The sequence below is a fragment of the Frigidibacter albus genome, from assembly GCF_009908165.1.
Lineage (GTDB): Bacteria > Pseudomonadota > Alphaproteobacteria > Rhodobacterales > Rhodobacteraceae > Frigidibacter > Frigidibacter albus.
Genome location: NZ_JAAAUC010000018.1, coordinates 1 through 19,119, shown reverse-complemented (window position 1 = coordinate 19,119; position 19,119 = coordinate 1). Strand labels below are relative to the sequence as shown.

Genomic DNA, 19,119 nt, shown 5'->3' with positions numbered 1-19,119 from the left:
TCAGCCCAGACCCGCGGGCAGATCGCACAGGCGTCAATCCGGGTGGCCTGGGGCCTTGCGGGAGGGCGCCAGATAGGGCCGGGTCACATCGCGCAGGGTCAGATCGAGGCATTCCACCTCGGCCGCGATGGCGCCGTCGCCGGCCAGCACCAGCACCAGCCGGCCGGTGCCATCCTCGGCCGGCTGCCAGTCCAGCGACAGGATCGACAGCACGGTATCGGCGTCGCCGCGCGGCACGCCTTGCGAGACGACGCGCTGCACATCGCCGATCACCAGCAGCGCGCGGACCCGTTCATAGGGCCGCCCCTCACGTTCGGCCGCCTCGCGGTCTTCCCAGCGGAAGCGGTTGACCAGCAGCGCCAGCTTGCGCGCGCTGCGGTCCCAGCGGATTTCTGACGCGGGCAGCACCGCGTCCTGCAGCAGGGCCGAGATCACCGGTAGATCCTCGGGCGATTGCGCCAGCAGGCTCAGCGCGGTTTCGGCGCCGTCTTCGAAACGTGCATCGGTCATGTCGCTGGTTCCCTCACTCGCCCAGTTCCTTCACTCGCCCAGTCCCCTCAATCGCCTTGCACCCGTTCGATGGTGGCGCCGCAGGCCCGCAGCTTCTCCTCGACCCGCTCATAGCCGCGGTCGAGGTGGTAGACACGGCTGACCACCGTCTCGCCCTGCGCCGCCAGCGCGGCCAAGATCAGGCTGACGCTGGCGCGCAGGTCGGTCGCCATCACCGGGGCACCCTTGAGCTGGTCGACGCCGGTCACGGTGGCGGTGCCGCCATGCACCTCGATCCGCGCGCCCATCCGCATCAGCTCGGGCGCGTGCATGAAGCGGTTCTCGAAGATCCTCTCCTCCAGCACGCTGGTTCCTTCGGCCGTACACAGGAGCGCCATCATCTGCGCCTGAAGGTCAGTCGGGAAACCGGGGAAAGGTTCCGTCACCACATCCACCGCGTTCACCCGGCCGTTGCGGCGGGTGACTTTGAGCCCGTCGGGGGTCTCCTCGACCGCGATGCCGGCTGCGTCCAGCCGTTCGGCGAAGGCGCCGATCAGCTCCAGCCGCCCGCCAAGGCACTCGACCGAGCCGCCGGTGATCGCCGGGGCCAGCATGTAGGTGCCAAGCTCGATCCGGTCCACGACCACAGGATGGGTGGCGCCGCCGAGCCGGTCGACGCCTTGCACTGTGATGGTATGAGTGCCCTCACCTTCGATCTGCGCGCCCATGCGGCGCAGACAGCGGGCAAGGTCGACGATTTCCGGCTCGCGCGCGGCGTTGTTCAGTACGGTGGTGCCGCGGGCGAGCGTGGCCGCCATCAGCGCGTTTTCCGTGGCCCCGACCGAGACGAAGGGGAAGTCGATCACCGCGCCGCGCAGCCCGCCCATCGGCGCGCGGGCATGGATATAGCCCTCGCGCAGCTCCAGCTCTGCCCCCATCGCCTCCAGCGCCTTCAGGTGCAGGTCTACGGGCCGCGCGCCGATGGCGCAGCCGCCGGGCAGCGAGACCACAGCCTGCCCGTGCCGCGCCAGCATGGGCCCAAGCACCAGGATCGAGGCGCGCATCTTGCGCACGATGTCATAGTCGGCATGGAGGTTGGACAGGTCATGGCTCGACAGCGCCAGCACCTGCCCGCCCTGCAGGCTGGCCGCCTCGGCCCCCAGCGATTGCAGCAGCGCGGTCATGGTGCGGATGTCCGACAGCCGCGGCGCATTGGTCAGCGTCAGCGGCTCATCCGTCAGGATCGTCGCCGGCATCAGCGTCAGGCAGGCATTCTTGGCCCCGGCAATCGGGATCCGCCCGTTGAGTTCCGCGCCGCCCACCACCCGTATCGAATCCATCTGCCTGCCTCGCTTTGCGTCTTGTTGTTGTTCGCGCCGTGCAGGCGCGGTGCGCCCGGGCCCGGCCCGTCAGTCTTTATCCTGGCTGCCGCCGTCCGGGGCATCGTCCGCATCCGCCGCGGCGCGCGCCTTCGCCTGCCCCTTGCGCCGGGCAAGATTGGCCTTCAGCGCCGCCTTCAGCCGGGCCTCACGCCCGTCCGCTGCGGTTTTGCCCTGCTTTTTCCCGGCTTCGCGTTCCATCTGCGCCTCTGTAGCGCGGATGGCGAAAAGGGTCCAGATTGCGCTTGCGCTGCCCCGGCTTTGCGTCTAAATCCGCGCCCACACCGGCCGAAACGCAGATGCGCAAGCAGATGCACTTGGCCCCGGCGCTGTGGTAGCTCAGTGGTAGAGCACACCCTTGGTAAGGGTGAGGTCGAGAGTTCAATCCTCTCTCACAGCACCATCCATCCCCTTGAATTATAAGAACATACGCAAAAACAAGGATTTACTCGCGCCTTTTCCCTAGCGTTTGTCCTAGTTTATGTCCTAGTGTCCGCTAGGACAAAAACTAGGACAGGCCAGATGACCCTGCAAAAAGTGAGATTCACCAAGCAGCGCGGCGGGTACTATCACCTCAACATTCCGATCCCCCCTGCGATCCGGCAAGAATACGGCGGCAAGGTCGCCTTCGAGCGGAGTACGGGATCGCGGGATCCCAGCGAAGCCGAGCGACAGGTGAGGGCGCAACGTGCGGCTTTCGACGTGCAAGTGCGCAACGCGGAACACAGGGCCGATGATGCGCGCTTTAAGGCGTTACTGTTCCCGGCTGACGCCGGTGCTGTGGAGTCGTTGGGTGGGCGGCAGTATCTACCCCGCGCGGTCGAAAGCCTGCGTCAGCAGGCGGCGTTCCTGATCGCGGGTCACGGTGCAACCGACATCGCAGATGACGAAGAGCTATCACCCGACGTCATGCGGGAAATCCAGCTCAAGGCCGATCTGGCGGCGCACGAAGCCTTCCAAACCACCATCACGGCAGAAATTCGCAGGTTGAAGTCTATCTCCGCCACGCTGGAGGTGGCGGTGCCGCCCGCGCCAGCCTTCCTTGACGAAGGTGTGACCGGCATCCGCGAACTTGCAGAGCGGATGGCCGATGACAAGAGCTACACGAAGCAGTTCCGGGATTCGCTGCGATACACCGTCCGCCGGTGGGTAGAACTGCATGGCGATATTGCCATCGCCAAATGGGAAAAGTCGCACCTGAGCGCGTTTTCCGACGCCCTGAAAGGCCTGCCGATCACCCGAGAGAAGCGCGTCCAAGACCTGCCAATCCGCAAAGCCATTGAGGTTGCGAAGGTGAAGGGGCTGGACACGATGGGCGACAAGATCAGGCAGACCCGCATAGATCACATGAAGGCGCTGGCTACGTATGCGATGAATCAGCTTGGCCTCATCAAGGCTGACCCGTTCGGAAAATACACGATCATCAAGGCCAAGCAGAAGCACTCGGAGCGGGCGAAAGACGACACGAAGCCGTTCTCACCTGCGCAGGTCCGCTTGATCCTGCCTCACTGCGCGGCGCGTTTCCACGAAGACACCCTCGACCGCTGGGCACCGATCTTTTCGGCATTCACCGGGGCGCGGCGCGAAGAAATCGGGCAGCTCTATGTGGCCGACGTGGCGAACTGGGGGAACCTGCTGACGATCAGCATTACCGACGAAGGTGAGGACCAGAAGGTGAAGAACAAACACAGCTTCCGCACCATCCCCGTTCCCGTGGCCTTGATGGATGCGGGGTTCGGTGACTTTGTTGCCCGCCGCCGTCAGGCGGGGGGCAAGATGCTGTTCCTTGAAAACTACACAGACAACCGCACCAAGCTAAAGACGCCGCGCGAGGTGCGGTTGAATGACCGGGGGCGCTACACCGAAACCTATGGCGAACGCTTCAGCCGGTACGTCCGCACCCCGCTCGAACTCACTGATGATGGATTGGTCTTCCACAGTTTCCGCCACTCGTGGACCGATGCCGCGCGGCGCGCCAAGATTGACCCAGAGATTCGCCGCCTGATCGCGGGGCGCTTGGACGGTGAGGACTACACAGAATCCAACTACGGCGGTGCGGATCTGCTGCAAGAGAAGCTCGAAGCGATGGAAGCCGTGATCCCGTTCTTGACCAAGGACGGCGGGGCAGGGCGCGCAGACCAGCCCTGATCTGCAAGCCGCAGGGACATCCCCTCGCCAGCTCCAGCCGCCCCGTGCCGAGCTGCGCCGCCACCTAGCCGCCCCACCCCCATCTCCGGGCCGCCGTCTCGCCGTGTGGGTGGGGTGGCGTCGGGGGGTGCCGCCAATTTACAGAGATGCTGAAGGCCCGCGTTCAGCGGGCTTTTTCATGCGCGGACCGCTTCATCCATCTGCAAAAAATAACGACCGAATCGTCGGGTGACTCGACTCACCCGCGAAAACAGAGTATAAGTCAAGAATAGATTGATCGTGAAATGAAAAAGTGACCAGATGCTCCGCGTGACCCAGAAAGACTACCAAGAATGCTGCCACGCAAGCGCGCGGCAGGTCTACACCCGCCTCAAGAATGTGAACGCGACGACCGTGAATGGCGTCAAGTTTTATCCCCTGCCCGACGTACTTGCGGGGCTGCCGGATAAGTACGCCTATGCCGTGCCTGCCCTGCTGGCGCGCGCGGTCGAAGACACCGGGGAGACGGTTGTGGGTGGGCGGGTAGATCTTCCCGCGACCGAGGCGCTGGAGCGGTTTCTGATCCGCCACGTACATGGCGCAGCCTTTCGCATCGCCCACATCCGCAGGGAGTTCTTTGACGGCCTCGCGCAGGCTGTGAAGTCCAGCGGCTGGGTTGCCGACGCCGAAGTCCTCAGGGTTCTTATCCTACGCGACGGTGGGTGCCTCGCATACGCGATCACCGGCAACCCCTCGACCGTGCCCGAGAATTGGGCGGTGAAAGCCCGGATCTTCGCGTTGCTCCACACGTCGGAGATCGTAGCGTGAACGAACTTTCAGCCCTTCGCCGCCTCGCGCTTTCCTCGGCCAAATGCTGTGCCCGCATCCATCGGCGTGGGGGCGGTACCGACGCTGGAATCGCCCAAGTCCTAAGCTCCTGCGACGCCCTCACCGCGATCATCGCCGCCGCGCACCGGATCAGCGCCGCACAGGTCAAAGGCCTCACCGATCCCGTCGTTTCCAACGACGCGCCCCCCGCCCCGCAACCCACTTCTGCAGACTTTGAGCATGTGAGATTCATGAATGACTACGCATAATTTCGACCAAGCCGTGGCGGGCGATGCCCGCCTGCAAGCCCGCTTCGACGGCATCTTCGACATGGTCCGGGCGGCAGCCGCCGACGCTGGCCTGTCGATCACCGCCGACGATCTGAAAAGCTGTCCTTCGGTGAAGCTCGCCACTTTCAGCGAAATGGGCCTGAATACGGCAGACGCTCTGACCGAACTTCGACGGCTTCCGCATATCGGGCAGCAAGCCCACAAGGTGGAAGTCACGCGCCAGCTCGCCCGGGGTGAGGGAGAGATTCACGCGGAACTCGCCCGGATGAATCCTTACCAGCGCCTCAACTTCGGACGGGAACTGGAAGCTGCCCGCGCTGCGGAACGGGCTGCGACCGCCCGAAAGCCTGCATCACCTTCGGCGGAAGATGAGGCGAAATTCCTGCTGATGCTGCGGCGGTTGCCACCTGCGGAACGTATCAGTGCGGCGCGTGCAGCCGGTATGCTCTGATGTCAGTATCTGATGAAATCCTAAACCGCCTGATTTCTGCCTCCAGATCAGACGCGCCGAACTTCTGGGCCGGATGGGAGCGCCTTGGGCCGGATAGTTTCCGGCTGAGATCAACGGGCGAAACCTTCTCTGCTGTCTGGACGAACTGCGTCCTCCAGATCCTGCATCCGGGCGCGGATCTGGAGGTCTGGCCATGAATTCGCAGGAGCTGGAAGCGCTCGCCGCGCAGATCATCGCCGACAGGGGCCATCCCGCCACATATGTTAGCCCGCCGCGACCAGATCAGACGCGCACCACGATCAACGGAAAGGTGCTGACGGCCCAACAGTATATGACGCTGCTACTGATGCTTGTCCGTGGTGCACAAGACCAGCCACGCCAGTTGACGCCCGCCGCCGCGCGGTCGATCCGAGAGGCTGATGAGTCCTGTGAGCCGCGACGGCGACGCCGCAGATAGAGTTTCTGCCGGGGTTGCCATGCCCGGGCAGGAAGGGCGTGGCAGGGACTCCCCGCCCTGTCGCGCCACACACCAGACAGCCCGCCCGGCGCGATAGGCGCCGGGCGGAATGACCGGCGGCGGGGCCGCCCGGTAGGCACTTGCGCCAATAGGCGAGCTGGGTTGGTTCACGGCCAGCTCGTCACCCTTCCCAAAATCAAATCAAGGACTCCAGTCATGGCCCACAGGGCTTCCGATACTTACTCGACCATTGAGTCGTCTGTCGTCACCGAGGTCGCCGCCCTGCTGGCGGACACGATCCATCTCAACGTCCATATCCCGCTCATAATCGAACTCTATGAGTGGCAGGAGGTATGCGCCAACCTGCCCCGGGTCGCTTACCTCGCGGCCCGACAGAATGGCTTCAAACTGGACGTCTCGGGCGAATTCTTCGAGCGCAAGCCGGATCAGATCCTCGGCCTCATGGAACTGGAAGTGAAGACGGGACCCATCCGCGAACGGGTGCGCGCCATCATCTTCAACCTCGACCCGGGCGGGATGCTGCAGCAAGCACGGGGTGCCGCATGACCCCGGCGCAAAGGCAGGCAGGAGTCGACGCCAAGCGCCGGGATGCCAACCGAAAGCGTTGGCAGCGCGGGCAGAGGGCCAGAGAGAAGCTTTCTGCCGAGGATTTGGCCCGGGAAGCCGAACGCCTCGCCGCCGAGATCGCAGCCAGAATCGAGGCTGGCGACGTCATCCTCGGCCCGCCCGCAGGGTGGCGGTTCATCCAAGATGCTGCGGCAGCGTGAAGGAATATTTTCCCTCCCTCAGCGATCAAGTGGAAAGCCGTTCGGGCAAAGTCGGCTTGAAGCTGAGTTTCCCCGGACGCCAATACTCAAGTTTTCCATCCTTGCCATAAACATCTGCTACGTAACATAAAAGCGTCTAACCAGCCTGCGGTATTGCGGGCTAATACTCCCCCAGAAGCAGCACAAACCGTGCCGTTGAAACGGAGGGAAACGCCATGAACACCACCAACCAAAACGACCCAAACGAGGAAAACGTTCTGATCCTGTGCCACAAGGTCGCTGACCTGTCGCTGCGTCCTCTTGAGGATGTGCGCGGCGAAATCCAGCGGCTGGCGGCAGAGGTGCAGACGATCCTCGCGCCGGGCAACTGACAGGCAAGACAGTGAACAAGCACTCGACCCACACCTTCGACGAACAGAGCAACGCCCCTGTGGGCGAACAGAAAAGTATGCGTCCTTGGGACCAGAAGACATGGAACAGCGCCCACATGCTTGGGCAAGCGTCCACCGCGTTTGATGACCTCATGTCACAGGAGGCGCAGGTCACGTTCGGGAAGATAGACCCCAAGAGGCCCGGAATGGGCACGAAGCCGAACGGCTGGAAGCCCACCACCGGGACTTGGCGTGAGCTTTTGGACGCGAAGCTGACCCGGCACATGAAGAGCACCCGGAAGGAAGGCAGCGGCTTTGTGCTGGGCGTGTCGGGCAATGGCGAGCGCAAGAAAGATTCGATGCGGCAGATGTATGCCATCGGGATCGACATCGACGAAGGCACGACGATTGACAACGTGGTGCAGAAGGTCGCAGCGACCGGCTACGCAGCAGTCATCTACACGTCTTACCGCCACATGACCCAGACCCTTGAGCTGAATTACAGCAAGGTCATCAGACATGGTGCTGTGACGGATGAAACGGTCCAGAAGTACCTGCGGCAGGAAAAGCCCAATCTGGGTGAAGAGTGCATCCGGGAAGTCACGGTTGCGACCGCCCGGCACGACACCGGCGGGGAAATCGTAGTCATCTGCAACTGCCCGCCCATCCACAAGATGCGCGTGATCCTTCCTCTGGCCCAGCCGGTGGACATTTCCTGTCTGACCCGTGACCCCAAGGAAGGCGCGAAGATCTGGCGCGCGAAGGTGAAGGCTCTGGCTGCGATGCTGGGCGTCCAGCATGACACAGCTTGCGAGGACCCGTCGCGCTTCTTCTATGCTGCCCGGCACCCAGAAGGTGCGGAATGGCGCACGTTGGTTTTTCGCGGACGCCCGTTGGCGTTCGAAGAACTGGAAACCGAGGGTGACAACCCTTTCCTTCGCGCGGCTGGCAGCGCCGGGCGAGTATCGACTATCCCGGAGTCGGTTACGGCGACGACCCCGGACGGCCGGACTATCAACGTGACAAGCCTATACCGACGGTATGGTCAGCGTTGGGAGTTGCACCGGATCATGGAAGGGACCAGCGCGTATCACCGCGATGGCGACGTGGATGGCAAGGCTGTTGTGCGCTGCGCGTTCCATGACAGCGAACACAGCGACCGGGAGGACGATGACGCAACTATCGCTTGGAGTCCCGACGCGCACGAACACGGTTTTGCGGCGATTACCTGTCTGCACTCATGCAGAGACCGGCATCATACCGTCAACTATCTCGCAAAATACATCGAAGATGGCATTCTTGATCCGGCAGACCTCGAAGCTGCGGAAAACATGATCCCCGTGGGCGTGGGTGGGGAAGGACCGTTTAGCCGTTTGACCCCCGAAGAGGGTGCCGACGATGATGAAGTCCTCGAAGATATTGTACTGCCCGACCGCGCCGCGCGCGAGGCCGACACTGCCGCCTCCAACAGGGATGCGCTCCTGTCGCTGGTGGATGCGTTCGACATCGACACGACGGAACCCGAGGTGCGCGAGGTGATCCGCGTGGCGCTCAAGACGAAGGCGGACAAGGCGGCATTGGGGCGGCTGAAGACCGCCGTCACGGGCAAGACCGCGATCAAGGCGGCGGCCTACAATGGCCTTGTGACCGAGGAGAAAGCCTCTCAGAAGCGGAAGGGCGCCAAGAAGTCTTCCGGGTCGATGGACGTTTACGATCACTATAAGGCCCGCAATGACTACATCGCTGGCCGCATCCGTGCCGTGAACTCGACCGATCCGGCATTCTTCCAGTACATGGAAGAGTTCGCAACCGCTGACGCGGTTCGTGGGCGCATTCGGGTACTCGACTACCTCACGTTCTCTACCGAGGTGCAGAAGATTGTCGACTTCTTCAAGGTCAGAAGTACCGACAAGAGCGAGCGACAAGTGGGGGCGAAGGCACCTGGCGAAAATCTGGAATTCGTCTTCAATGACGCAACTTTCCGCGACAGCTTGCCTGCCCTGTCGCGTGTCGTCACCACCCCCTTCTTCGCCAGCGACGGGACGTTGGTTTCGACGCCGGGATACCATGCCGGGGCCGAAGTCTATCTATCACCGAACGGTTTGCAGGTGACGGGCGTCAGCCCGCACCCGACAGCAGATGAAGCCAATGCAGCAGCTCGATACATTGTCGAAGAGGTGCTTGCCGATTTCCCGCTGGGCGGGTTGAGCCGTGCCGAGATCATGGAACAGGCCTTCACCGGAACCGGCGTCCCCGCCGTGGCCAACGTACTGGCGATGATCCTGCTGCCATTCGTGCGCGATATGATCCGGGGCGCGACTCCCCTGCACCTTGTCAACAAGCCTGCCCCCGGGACGGGCGCCGGGTATCTGGTGGCCTGTTCCACGATCATTCCAACCGGGTTCGAGGCCCCCGCCATGACCATGCCGCCGGGCAAGGACGAACTCGCCAAGACCTTGTTCGCTGCATTGATCGCCGGGGGGACGCATCTTTTCTTCGACAACGTCAATCATGAGATGGATTCCGCTGAGCTGGCATCAGTGGCGACGGCCCCCGAGGAAGGCTATGAGGCGCGCGTCCTCGGCAAGTCCCAGAAGGTCACGGTTAAGATCAAGCAGGTTCTCATCATCGCGGCCAACACGCTCTCGATGTCGGAGGAGCTTCTGCGCCGGGGCATCCTGATCGACATGGATGCCCGGATGCCCCACCCGGATCTGCGTGATCCCGAGAAGTTCCGGCACAGGGACATCCGTGGCTGGTGCCGGGACAACCGGGCCGAACTGGTCCGGTGCTGCCTGACGATCATCCAGCATTGGGTCGCTGAAGGTCAGAAGCCGGGCAAGTACACGCTGGCGTCGTTCGAGAACTGGGCCGAGATCATGGGCGGTATCCTCGATTCAGCAGGAGTGCGCGGCTTCATGGGCAATGCTGCGGCGCTGAAGGACGATCTGGCAAACGGCGAGGCCGACGTGATGGGGGAAGTCTTTCAGGCGATTGCCGAGGCCTTTCACAGCCATACCAAGCTGGGCAATGACCCCCGCCTCTACATCGGTACCAAGAAGCTGGAGGAGACGCGGAAGGGCAAGATCGGCGTCTTCGACATCCTACACGCGATGGATGATGTCCCCCGGCTGGAATGGGGCGAGACGGAACAGTACAAGGACGGCGAGATGCGGGTCGTCTACAGCAACAGCAACAAGGCCTCGGCCAAGTTCAAGGCCGAGGCAAAGCGCACCCGGCGTGTGGAAATCGACGGAAAGGCGTGGAATGTCCGGTACGAGCGCGAGAAGGACGCCAAGGCGAAGAGCTGGTGCTATCGGCAGGTGCTGACCGAGCCTTGATGGCGGGTGTTCTGGCGGGTGTTCGGCGGGTGTTCCCAGACGGAACACCCGCCATTTTTATGCCTTGTTATCATAGCTTTAGCGGAAATGGCGGGTGTGGCGGGTGTGGCGGGTGTTATTGGGCCATCGCCGGGACATAGCGGGCACATATGTTCTTAGACGTTTAGGGCGAGAGAGAAGATGTAATTTTCTATGCGTAAAGATGCCAAAATAACACCCGCCACACCCGCCAAAACGGATAAGTGCCAGTATTCGTTGGATAATTTTGGCGGGTGCTCGCTCGAATAACACCCGCCGAACACCCGCCAGATCGCAATAACACCCGCCAGAGCACCTGCCGGGTGGGGGGGGGGTCGCCCGCGTCAGCGGGATTCAGTCGTCTAGCTGGCTCCGCCGAAACTCAAGCTCGCTTTCCGCTCTTTGATGCTCCAGCATGGTCCGAAGGTCCGTAGCGGTTACGTTCATTATGGCCGCGATCACCGGGGCGAGTTCGACGGCCAACTTCCTAAAGTCCGCCGTCCCTCTCTTCACATCAAACTCCCCGGACACGACTGAAAGCGTGTGTTCGAAAATGTCATCCGCCGTAACCTTTGCCTGCCGATGCAGGTTATCCACTGTCATCATTTGGGTGGCTCCCTTTTTCATGGTGAAGCACAACCATAGAGCGCCCCCCATCGCGCCGCCAGCTCCTTGGGCAGCCTCGCCGCTCGCCCCGACAGATGGCTGTCCGCCCGGCCTCTAGCTCGCGCGGCACCTGACGCAACGCCTACAGCAGCACCTCCTCCCAGTGTCCCTGACCACCCGAGGCTTGCCCGGCCTGCGCACCAGCAGCTTGCCGACATGGCCGGGGGTGCTGAGCCCGACCACGGCCCGTCAGCTACATTGGATAGAAGGCGCGAAGCTCGCCATCCGGCCCACCGCAGGGCGCAACCATGTCCAGCAGCAATGCCGTGGTCTTCTCCACCCCGTCCATAGCGTGTATCGGGATGGTTGAATCAATGAAATCCTCCTCAGGGTCCGGCACCATGGCGCGCACGGCCCTCTCCCCATAGCGCTCGATCCCCATCGCAACAAAACGCTCGAAGTCCACCTCGAAGGCGGCACGCTCTGCTCGGAGTCCCGATGGTTTCGCCCACCCGAGATAGCCGGTGACATTAACATACGCCTGAAAGCAGGTCTGATAGCTTTTCATTGAAGCTGCGGCCTCGCCCGTGCCCAAAAAGGTCGCATAACAAGCCACAAGGCACACCTGCATGAAGTTTGACATGTTCAACTCCTGGACTGCTTAGGGGCAACGATACATCACAGCGTCGATCAGCATGTCGCCCAACATGCTGGTGGGCCGCGTGGTCATAAGAACAAGGTTCGCACCCTTCGAGGCGGCCTGCGCGCGGATCGCATTTAGAGCGCGGTCCTGCGCATACTTGTTCGATCCAACCTGAGGAATCAGACCGATCTCTGCGGCGCCGGGACAATCGGGCATGGACGCGAATGACATGCGAACCTGTTCCGGGGCTATGGCTGGATAGCTGGCACCTGTCATCATTGCAGGTTCCACGCATCCGGCTAGCGCGAGCGCGAGGCCCAGCGGCAAAACTCGTTTCATATCAATGTCCTTTGCTACGTCTTCCGTTGGCGTAAGCACGAAAAGTGGCGAGGGTTTGGCAATCAGGCGGCAATATCTCCCACCTCAGGACTGTCTCGAGTCACACCTTGCATAGCTGATCCGCGTTGTAGGTGATCTGCGCCCCGGTCTTGGGATCAACGCAGATGACCTTGCCGTCCTCCGTGTCGAGCACGAAGAGCTTGCGACCATACGGCCCGGCTGTCACTTCGTGACCTTGTTAGAACTGCGGTTCACGCTTGCGCTTCATCACTATATGGGTGCTTCCGCTTTCGGTGCGGGATCGCACTCGCATACGGACCTATTCAGACTTTCTCGCAAGTCGCTCAGCGACTCCCTTGATGGCTGCGATTAAACCAGTACCCTTGTACTCAAATTCGCTGCCCACGTAGTTCTTCATGTGTTCGCGCAGTAGATCCATCTTAAGCTTAGTTTCGGAGTCATAAATTTCTTGCTCGGTCATTTCTTCGCTGTACGCAGCCGACGCCGTGGAGACATCCTTTGCGATTATGCTCAGCTTGGAAAACTCCACCCGCTGCCTATTTATTCTTATTACCTCAAAAACCAAACGACCGACTATATAGCCGCTAGCCTCTATTAGCGCAATCGCAACGAGAACAAATGGAATCCTTGTGAGAAAAACCGTCCAAATGTCTATCTGGTCCACCTCCTTGTATATCTGCGTCAGATTGACCGCGTTGACGAATATCATGACGACTATTGTTATCAGAACTATCAGAAATGGAGCGCCAATTAACATGTAGGTTAAAATACTGCGATTCCCTTCCTTAACGAAACCTGCAATCTCACTTGGAAACAAACGCACCTCCCTTACGAGCTCTTGAAGCTTGGTATTTTCCTTGTCAATTCTGCTATTCAAGTCTCGAAGCGTCTCTTCTGCACTGGAATTTCTTTGCCTCATGTCCTTTTCCTGCGTAGCCAGCTTTGCCGCGGAGTCTTTAGCCGCTGCGAGAGAAAGCACTAGCTGCTCGTATTCGGCCTTCGTCTTTCCAACGGCACTTTCAATCTCGGTCCGCTGCGCCTTGAGAGCTGAGAACTGCGCCTCCTTCAGCTCAAGCAGCTTCTCTCGCTCACTAAGCGCAGCAGATTTTGAGTGAAACTCCTTTACGATCCACTCAAAGTCGTGAAATTCATTCTCTGTGTACCCACTAGCAACGACGCGAATTAGTTTCGGATCGGAAAGATATTTCTTGTCAGGCCGAAACCGGAACGCGGTTGCCAGCTTGCCTAGGTGAAGTCTAACAAACCCATTATCTACGCTAATTCTCTCCTCATGTCTGGTGCCATCGACATGATCAACTTCAATGTCAAATTTATCATACGAGGCATAACCGTTGGAGGCTATCTCAATTCTTGTTAGAAAAACTGGGCGGGCAAAGCTGTAGGAAAACCATCTTGCCTTAGCATCGAACGGTGTCCTTAGTTCGTCTGAATTAATTAGGAGTTCATCCTTATTACCTCGCTTCGAATAAAACTCAATTCCTATAACGTGGGGCTTCGGAGCTTCAATGGAACTGGCTTCAACGTCTGACATGATAGCTCCTAGCGTGAAATGCATTTTCTCTGTTGCCGAACCATAGAACATATCAGCGCAGGCGGGGAAGTGCGTATTTTCACTTAGAACGCTCCACCCACCATTCGAAAGCCCACTCCAGACGCTGGCGACCTCGATGGGTTGCTGCGCCCTCAGGAGTTCACATCGCTCTTTTCCGATTCCGGGTGGGCGCCGCTCCATATCGTCGCCCCAGAGATCCCGACGGCACCCGGCGACGTCCCCGCTGACGCGGGGGCCACACCGCACCCGGCGACGTCCTCGCTGACGCGGGGGCCACACCGCACCCGGCGACGTCCTCGCTGACGCGGGGGCTACACCGCACCCGGCGACGCCCGCGCTGACGCGGGCGCCATACCGCACCGAAAATCTCCACAATACATCAATTAACATATTGAAAAGACTCGCGAATCATGACACCCGGCGATATACAAAGCACAACGAACAATGCTTGTTTATACGAGGCCCGACATGACCACCCGCCCCATCAAGAAGTACGTGATCTACTACCGAGTCAGCACCAAGCGGCAAGGCGAGTCCGGGCTTGGGCTGGAGGCCCAAGAGCGCGACGTGGCCCTGTTCCTGACTCAGTTCAGCCCGGAACCCTACGAGGTTGTCGGCACCTTCACCGACGTGAAGAGCGGGGCCAAGGCAGCCCGCCCGGAACTGGCCAAGGCCATCGAGGAAGCCAAGGCGCACAAGGCGGAGCTTCTGGTGGCAAAATTGGACCGACTCTCAAGAAAAGTCTCACAAATTGCGACACTTATGGAAGAAAAGGGCCTGACTATTCGTGTCGCCGCGATGCCGACGGCAACACCGTTTCAGCTCCACATCTATGCGGCTCTGGCGGAACAGGAGCGCGTGTTCATCGGCGCGAGGACTCGTGCCGCGCTGACCTCGGCAAAGGCCCGTGGCGTCAAGTTGGGCGGGCTGCGTGAGAACACCCGCACCCGGAACGTCGAAGCCGTCGCCGCCGCTGACGCGGCTGCACAGCAAGTGGCGTCGATCATCCTGCCGATGCGCAAGGCCAAGGCCACGCTGGCGGGGATCGCGGATGCCCTGAATGATGCCAAAGTGCCGACGCAGCGCGGTGGGAAGTGGCACCCTTCCAGCGTCAAGAACGTACTGTCTCGCCTCGCTTGCTGACACCTCCAAACGCCCTATAGGGGGCTGAGGGGGTTGACGGCTGGTCTTCGAAATAAGTGATGGCCCGCGTCAGCGGAGAAATGCCAAAACATCACCTACGGGGTAAAAAAGAGGCTAGGGGACCCAACGGGGGTAGTACCTCCAGATCCATTAGGGTTTCAGTCGCTGTTAGCAGGTTGCTATGCAACCGTTTGGTTCCGTTTCTCACTGATTGTGAAAAATGCTCTACGTTGAATGGCGGCTACCGCTGTCCGTAATCTTCAGAAAGTGAGGTTTTGGACTTGTGCGCAACTGGAGACCTTACGCGGTTCACATTGAGGTCTGTTTCGGGCTGTGATGTACACCGATACGGCGAACGAGAACTTCAGGGTCGTCACTTGTTTGGCAGGTAGAAGGGCAGACGAGGCGTGTCCTCCGCCTGCAAAATCTAGCTGCGCTTCGATGCTTCGCCCTCCCGCACGCCAAGGCCTGCAGCCCCAACTCGTAGCTGCATCCGTCGTCGCCCGCACCGGGACCGAGTAGTCGGGAAGTCAGCCCCGCAGTGCACTTGCGCATTAGCGGGGCTCACTAGAACGCGTGCAGGGCAACGAGCGACGTTTCTATAGGCATGTCGAAAATACTCAGTTTTGAAATTTGTGACTGAATGCGACATGTGAAGTGGAAAAGCCTTGTCTGTCCTCGGGTGGAGATTTAGCGTAGGCGTAGTCTGGGGCATTGGGTAGGTACATGGATCAGGAGACTACTGGAGCTTGGCTCCTTCATCACGATCAAAAGCTCATGGCGACCGATAGCGCCTATTTCGAGTCCATCACGACTGCTGGTCGGTCCGCACGCCTCCTCTCTGTGATTTCGAAAGAAAAACAGACCACGGTTGATGCTGAAAGATTATCTGCACTGGCTCAAACGCTCGGCATAAGAAAACACGAACTGAGGGGCTTGCTCCACGAGCTGTCGGAGCAGGGAACCGTCGACGTTAGTGAAAACGGTGGCGTCTCCGTGCTGGGGGTGACGCAACGAAGTCTTCTTAGTCACGCCACTGAAATTTTTAAATCTCAGAAGCCGTCTGGCTTAGAACAAGCAGCGCTTGATCTGGCTGAGCGGGGGAGTCGCGCGCCTGTCAAGCGTAGCGACTGCGAGCAAGAGATTTCGGACACCTATCGGCTTTCCATAAGTCAGTTAAGCGATCTATTCTCACAGTCGGAGCAGATCGGATTCACGGACTATGAAGGCGCCGGGGAAGATCGCCTGTACTTCAATGGTTCGCTTTTCAGGCGCGATCAAGCTAAAAAAGCGAAGTATCTTCTTGAGAATATGTCCCCTCAGGATCAGCAGCGGCTTCATGAGGCCGAAGCGCTCATGCAGTCGCGAGGATGTGTCCAAGCGGGAGAGCTAAGGCGAGTTCTCGGCGATCAGCTCTGGCGCAACTTGCACCAGATTGGCTTCTTCGAAGTTAGCACAGTGACGAACGAGCATGGCCAAACTGAGTTTGTAACGAAACCTGAAGCAATTTCTAAGTTTATGCCTTGCGGACTTGCAGATATGTTGGACGACGCAAAAGCTCTGTCGGCCAGCCTTACATATGGAATTGTCAAAAGTAGCTCATCGAGAGGCCGTGTCAACAACCCTTCCGCACTGATGGACCGGCTCATTTATCGGGGCTATGTTGAAGGGTGGGCTGAAGCCCTCAAAGAGGATTACAAGATTCTCGAAAGGCGCGGCGTGGTGACTGTAACGCAGAGTGATAGAGGGTATCGTCTGACGCTAGACAAGCCGGAGATCGGGCAGATGGCGAAGGCGCTCATCTTAAAGGGAGACGCGATTCAGGTGGTTGCTGAGGCAGCGGTCGGTAACACTGCCTATCAGTTTGGCGGACCCGAGTCTTCTAGACAGGCAGAGCGGAAGAAAACCGTTTCCGAGCCTTCATCGGGTGTCTCTCGCTCCCTGAACGTACTGAGAAGGAGATGATCTTGGCTGCAAGCGAGAAAAATGTTGATAAGGGCGGTGCTGCGGAAGAGGCTTTTCGAGAGTACTTCTCTAGTCTCGGTTCGTTCGTTGTGCGCGGGGTTCCTGTAAAGGTAGGCGGCGAAGATGTGACAGACGTCGATCTTTGGGTGTACACGAGAACAAATGCGCACTCGCGAAATGTTACCATAGTCGACGTCAAGAATAAGCGGCGGGGCAAGGCGTTTGAGCGCGTTATCTGGGTGAAGGGTCTGCAGGTGACATTAGGGGCAGATGAGGCAATTGTTGCAACGCAAGGTGCTAAAATAGCGGTGTACGACTTTGCTCAGCGGCTGGATGTTAAGGTAATATCCAGTAGCGTCTTCGACTCCTTGGTTCGAAAGTATTCTGTGGGCGGAGACAGATACTATGCTGAAGAGCTTGACTCTATCTGGTCTCAAGTAATTGTTGATCGAAAGAGCATAAAAGCTCGGATTGACGAGGCTAAGTCAAGAATTTCCTTTGGCGTTAACTTTGGCGCTCTCAATAATTGGATTGATGAGGCAAGTCTGCTACTGCGTGTGGCGGTTGAGCGGGAGCGGCAGCCCGGCCCAATTACTCGCGGTGCCTACTATTTGTGTTCCCTCGTTGCTATGGCCGCCGACTATCTCGGTCGTAAGCACGTGCTGTCGGATCATGAAATGAGGCTTGACTTTTTTAGGAAGGGGTTGACGTTTGGTGGGAATGACGATGGTGACGGAAGGCGATATATCGAGTTTGCTGAGGCGTTGGTAACTGAGCATCTCGACTCGACGGGGGGCGCTGCTGCGAAAGTTCGAACAATGTTTTATCGATCCATCGATAAATCTCCGTTCGGGGGATTAATCGAGAGCTTTTCCAGATCAAACGCGGGGGTGGAGCTGTACAAGGCAGCTATTCAGTTGGAGAATGAAGCGTTCCGGCGCGCTATACGTGCCCCCCGGTCACAAGAAGGAATTGAGGGGAAGTCGGTTCTAGGACTCATCGGAGATTTCGCGGACATTCCTCGTCGCGACTTGCTTGGTGAGAATGCCATGAAGTCGGAACAACCACAGCCACCACTTCAGCCTAAGCTTGAGCTCTAGCACTGAGCCGGGTCTCCGAAGTGGACTGCTTCCGGGTGAACAGGAGAACACCCTTTCCGCATTTGCGGAATCGCAAAGTCGATCGAATCTGCTGGTGCGCGGCGGACATTTCTCGGGGGCGACGCCACCCCTAGATCTGCCGAGAATGTCCGCCGCCGACGTGGTCACTGTCCTAGCGGTTGTCCTAGTCTGCGTCCTATTCCGACTAGGGAGCGGATGCGTGAATCTCATATTTATCAGGTACTTGTGCGGAGCTCTCGCGTTTTTGACGAAAATTCAATCCTCTCTCACAGCACCATCCTAACCCCTTGAAATGACGAAGCTTAATCGGATTTTCGCGGTGCAGCGGCGGGCCGCAGGGGTGTGCACGACGAAGCAAATGCTCTTCATGTGTCGCCAGTGCCGAGGCGGACTACCCCGCGCCGCCCTCCTTAGCGGAGAGTATCTCTGCAGCCAGGTCTTCCACCGCAATGCACGGCTTCTTGGAGTGGATGATGCGGTGGCAGCTGGCGCACACGATCGCCATCTCATCGACTCGAGTGATGCTGTCAGGCTGCAGCTCCTCGATCGGTATCTTGTGATGTGCCTCGAGGCAGCGTTCGCCATCTTTGCCGTAGACCACGGTGGGGTCCATGCCGCAGCACTGGCAGACCAACCTCCCACCGCTCTTGTCCTTGTAGAACTTCTTGGCGCGAGCCGCGAACCCCTTGTCGCGCTCTTTGTAGACGTGGATTCTGGTCAGCAGACGCCCCTCGACGCCGTAGATTTCCTCCTCGTCAACCGGGGGCTTGGCTTCAGCTTCCTCGAGCCTTGTGGCGGAAGCAGCGTTGGTGAGCCCGAATATTCGTTCCTGTAGTTCGTTGACCCGGTCAGCCGTCGTCCTGATCAAGATCGAGTTCTCGGCCGCGTTCAGAGCATCGCCATGCCGCTCGATCGCGTCGGCGAGATCAGGGTGGTGGGAGCGGATGTCGGCGATGTTCGCCAGGTCGGTTGCGATCGCCGATATTCGATCCTGCAGGTCTATTCGGTAGCTCGAGTTTCGGATGGACACCCGTAGTGGCTCTGACCTGCCACGGGATTTTTCCTCCAACTGCGATTAGAGTCCGCTCCATGGAGAGGACGGACGATGAAGCGAACGATACGAACCGAAGAGCAGATCATCGGCATTTTGCAGGAGCATGAGGCCGGGG

Annotated in this window: 19 protein-coding genes and 1 tRNA gene; 12 read left to right on the top strand and 8 right to left on the bottom strand. The window is 59.6% G+C overall.

What is annotated here, in order from left to right:
- Positions 1 to 33: 33 nt before the first annotated feature.
- The 3 genes from GVY41_RS19010 to GVY41_RS20140 form a co-directional block, all read right to left on the bottom strand.
- Positions 34 to 510 carry a DUF2948 family protein gene (locus tag GVY41_RS19010; protein WP_161348551.1) on the bottom strand — a complete coding sequence of 159 codons (477 nt, stop codon included), beginning with the start codon at positions 508 to 510 and terminating at the stop codon, positions 34 to 36.
- Positions 511 to 557: 47 nt separating this feature from the next.
- Positions 558 to 1,829, bottom strand: a complete 1,272-nt coding sequence (gene murA / locus GVY41_RS19005; RefSeq protein WP_161348550.1) for a UDP-N-acetylglucosamine 1-carboxyvinyltransferase — start codon at positions 1,827 to 1,829, stop codon at positions 558 to 560.
- A 69-nt stretch (positions 1,830 to 1,898) separates the two neighbouring features.
- Entirely contained in the window at positions 1,899 to 2,069 is a 171-nt protein-coding gene (locus tag GVY41_RS20140; protein WP_163535512.1) for a hypothetical protein, read from the bottom strand.
- A 127-nt stretch (positions 2,070 to 2,196) separates the two neighbouring features.
- Between GVY41_RS20140 and GVY41_RS19000 the strand changes: the two genes are divergently transcribed.
- The 9 genes from GVY41_RS19000 (at position 2,197) to GVY41_RS18960 (ending at position 10,521) form a co-directional block, all read left to right on the top strand.
- Positions 2,197 to 2,271 (top strand) — tRNA-Thr (locus GVY41_RS19000).
- Positions 2,272 to 2,390: 119 nt separating this feature from the next.
- The gene (locus GVY41_RS18995; protein WP_161348549.1) at positions 2,391 to 4,016 is read left to right on the top strand and encodes a site-specific integrase; all 1,626 of its coding nucleotides are present in this window, start codon (positions 2,391 to 2,393) and stop codon (positions 4,014 to 4,016) included.
- 309 nt (positions 4,017 to 4,325) lie between these two features.
- On the top strand, positions 4,326 to 4,823 hold the full coding sequence (locus GVY41_RS18990; RefSeq protein WP_161348548.1) for a hypothetical protein: 498 nt from the start codon (positions 4,326 to 4,328) through the stop codon (positions 4,821 to 4,823).
- Complete coding sequence (locus GVY41_RS18985; protein WP_161656931.1) at positions 4,820 to 5,092, top strand: hypothetical protein; 273 nt, start codon at positions 4,820 to 4,822, stop codon at positions 5,090 to 5,092. The genes GVY41_RS18990 and GVY41_RS18985 overlap by 4 nt, the downstream gene beginning before the upstream one ends.
- On the top strand, positions 5,079 to 5,564 hold the full coding sequence (locus tag GVY41_RS18980) for a hypothetical protein (protein WP_161348547.1): 486 nt from the start codon (positions 5,079 to 5,081) through the stop codon (positions 5,562 to 5,564). The genes GVY41_RS18985 and GVY41_RS18980 overlap by 14 nt, the downstream gene beginning before the upstream one ends.
- Before the next feature lie 673 nt (positions 5,565 to 6,237).
- On the top strand, positions 6,238 to 6,588 hold the full coding sequence (locus GVY41_RS18975; protein ID WP_161348546.1) for a hypothetical protein: 351 nt from the start codon (positions 6,238 to 6,240) through the stop codon (positions 6,586 to 6,588).
- Entirely contained in the window at positions 6,585 to 6,809 is a 225-nt protein-coding gene (locus GVY41_RS18970) for a hypothetical protein (RefSeq protein ID WP_161348545.1), read from the top strand. The genes GVY41_RS18975 and GVY41_RS18970 overlap by 4 nt, the downstream gene beginning before the upstream one ends.
- A 215-nt stretch (positions 6,810 to 7,024) precedes the next feature.
- The gene (locus tag GVY41_RS18965; RefSeq protein WP_161348544.1) at positions 7,025 to 7,180 is read left to right on the top strand and encodes a hypothetical protein; all 156 of its coding nucleotides are present in this window, start codon (positions 7,025 to 7,027) and stop codon (positions 7,178 to 7,180) included.
- An 11-nt stretch (positions 7,181 to 7,191) separates the two neighbouring features.
- Positions 7,192 to 10,521: a hypothetical protein gene (locus GVY41_RS18960; protein ID WP_161348543.1), complete on the top strand. Its 3,330-nt coding sequence runs from the start codon at positions 7,192 to 7,194 to the stop codon at positions 10,519 to 10,521.
- 372 nt (positions 10,522 to 10,893) lie between these two features.
- On the opposite strand, the gene GVY41_RS18955 is transcribed toward GVY41_RS18960, so the two are convergent.
- From GVY41_RS18955 to GVY41_RS18940, 4 genes are all read right to left on the bottom strand, one after another.
- Entirely contained in the window at positions 10,894 to 11,145 is a 252-nt protein-coding gene (locus GVY41_RS18955; protein ID WP_161348542.1) for a hypothetical protein, read from the bottom strand.
- 253 nt (positions 11,146 to 11,398) lie between these two features.
- Entirely contained in the window at positions 11,399 to 11,788 is a 390-nt protein-coding gene (locus tag GVY41_RS18950; RefSeq protein ID WP_161348541.1) for a hypothetical protein, read from the bottom strand.
- A gap of 18 nt (positions 11,789 to 11,806) precedes the next feature.
- Positions 11,807 to 12,127, bottom strand: a complete 321-nt coding sequence (locus tag GVY41_RS18945; protein WP_161348540.1) for a DUF4156 domain-containing protein — start codon at positions 12,125 to 12,127, stop codon at positions 11,807 to 11,809.
- Positions 12,128 to 12,446: 319 nt separating this feature from the next.
- Positions 12,447 to 13,700 carry a hypothetical protein gene (locus tag GVY41_RS18940; protein ID WP_161348539.1) on the bottom strand — a complete coding sequence of 418 codons (1,254 nt, stop codon included), beginning with the start codon at positions 13,698 to 13,700 and terminating at the stop codon, positions 12,447 to 12,449.
- 489 nt (positions 13,701 to 14,189) lie between these two features.
- On the opposite strand from GVY41_RS18940, the gene GVY41_RS18935 reads away from it, so the two are divergent.
- The 3 genes from GVY41_RS18935 to GVY41_RS18925 all read left to right on the top strand — a co-directional run bounded on the left by GVY41_RS18935 (position 14,190) and on the right by GVY41_RS18925 (position 17,929).
- Positions 14,190 to 14,864: a recombinase family protein gene (locus GVY41_RS18935; protein WP_170301242.1), complete on the top strand. Its 675-nt coding sequence runs from the start codon at positions 14,190 to 14,192 to the stop codon at positions 14,862 to 14,864.
- Positions 14,865 to 15,590: 726 nt separating this feature from the next.
- Positions 15,591 to 16,829, top strand: a complete 1,239-nt coding sequence (locus GVY41_RS18930) for a hypothetical protein (protein WP_161348538.1) — start codon at positions 15,591 to 15,593, stop codon at positions 16,827 to 16,829.
- A 2-nt stretch (positions 16,830 to 16,831) separates the two neighbouring features.
- Positions 16,832 to 17,929 carry a hypothetical protein gene (locus GVY41_RS18925; protein ID WP_161348537.1) on the top strand — a complete coding sequence of 366 codons (1,098 nt, stop codon included), beginning with the start codon at positions 16,832 to 16,834 and terminating at the stop codon, positions 17,927 to 17,929.
- 412 nt (positions 17,930 to 18,341) lie between these two features.
- On the opposite strand, the gene GVY41_RS18920 is transcribed toward GVY41_RS18925, so the two are convergent.
- Positions 18,342 to 18,980, bottom strand: coding sequence for an HNH endonuclease (locus GVY41_RS18920; RefSeq protein WP_161348536.1), 639 nt, complete (start codon positions 18,978 to 18,980; stop codon positions 18,342 to 18,344).
- Between the last annotated feature and the right edge of the window lie 139 nt (positions 18,981 to 19,119).

Coding starts and splice junctions, on each gene's coding strand:
- GVY41_RS19010 (WP_161348551.1), bottom strand. CDS start 510: ATGACCGATGCACGTTTCGAAGACGGCGCCGAAACCGCGCTGAGCCTG.
- murA (WP_161348550.1), bottom strand. CDS start 1,829: ATGGATTCGATACGGGTGGTGGGCGGCGCGGAACTCAACGGGCGGATC.
- GVY41_RS20140 (WP_163535512.1), bottom strand. CDS start 2,069: ATGGAACGCGAAGCCGGGAAAAAGCAGGGCAAAACCGCAGCGGACGGG.
- GVY41_RS18995 (WP_161348549.1), top strand. CDS start 2,391: ATGACCCTGCAAAAAGTGAGATTCACCAAGCAGCGCGGCGGGTACTAT.
- GVY41_RS18980 (WP_161348547.1), top strand. CDS start 5,079: ATGACTACGCATAATTTCGACCAAGCCGTGGCGGGCGATGCCCGCCTG.
- GVY41_RS18975 (WP_161348546.1), top strand. CDS start 6,238: ATGGCCCACAGGGCTTCCGATACTTACTCGACCATTGAGTCGTCTGTC.
- GVY41_RS18970 (WP_161348545.1), top strand. CDS start 6,585: ATGACCCCGGCGCAAAGGCAGGCAGGAGTCGACGCCAAGCGCCGGGAT.
- GVY41_RS18965 (WP_161348544.1), top strand. CDS start 7,025: ATGAACACCACCAACCAAAACGACCCAAACGAGGAAAACGTTCTGATC.
- GVY41_RS18955 (WP_161348542.1), bottom strand. CDS start 11,145: ATGATGACAGTGGATAACCTGCATCGGCAGGCAAAGGTTACGGCGGAT.
- GVY41_RS18950 (WP_161348541.1), bottom strand. CDS start 11,788: ATGTCAAACTTCATGCAGGTGTGCCTTGTGGCTTGTTATGCGACCTTT.
- GVY41_RS18945 (WP_161348540.1), bottom strand. CDS start 12,127: ATGAAACGAGTTTTGCCGCTGGGCCTCGCGCTCGCGCTAGCCGGATGC.
- GVY41_RS18940 (WP_161348539.1), bottom strand. CDS start 13,700: ATGTCAGACGTTGAAGCCAGTTCCATTGAAGCTCCGAAGCCCCACGTT.
- GVY41_RS18935 (WP_170301242.1), top strand. CDS start 14,190: ATGACCACCCGCCCCATCAAGAAGTACGTGATCTACTACCGAGTCAGC.
- GVY41_RS18930 (WP_161348538.1), top strand. CDS start 15,591: ATGGATCAGGAGACTACTGGAGCTTGGCTCCTTCATCACGATCAAAAG.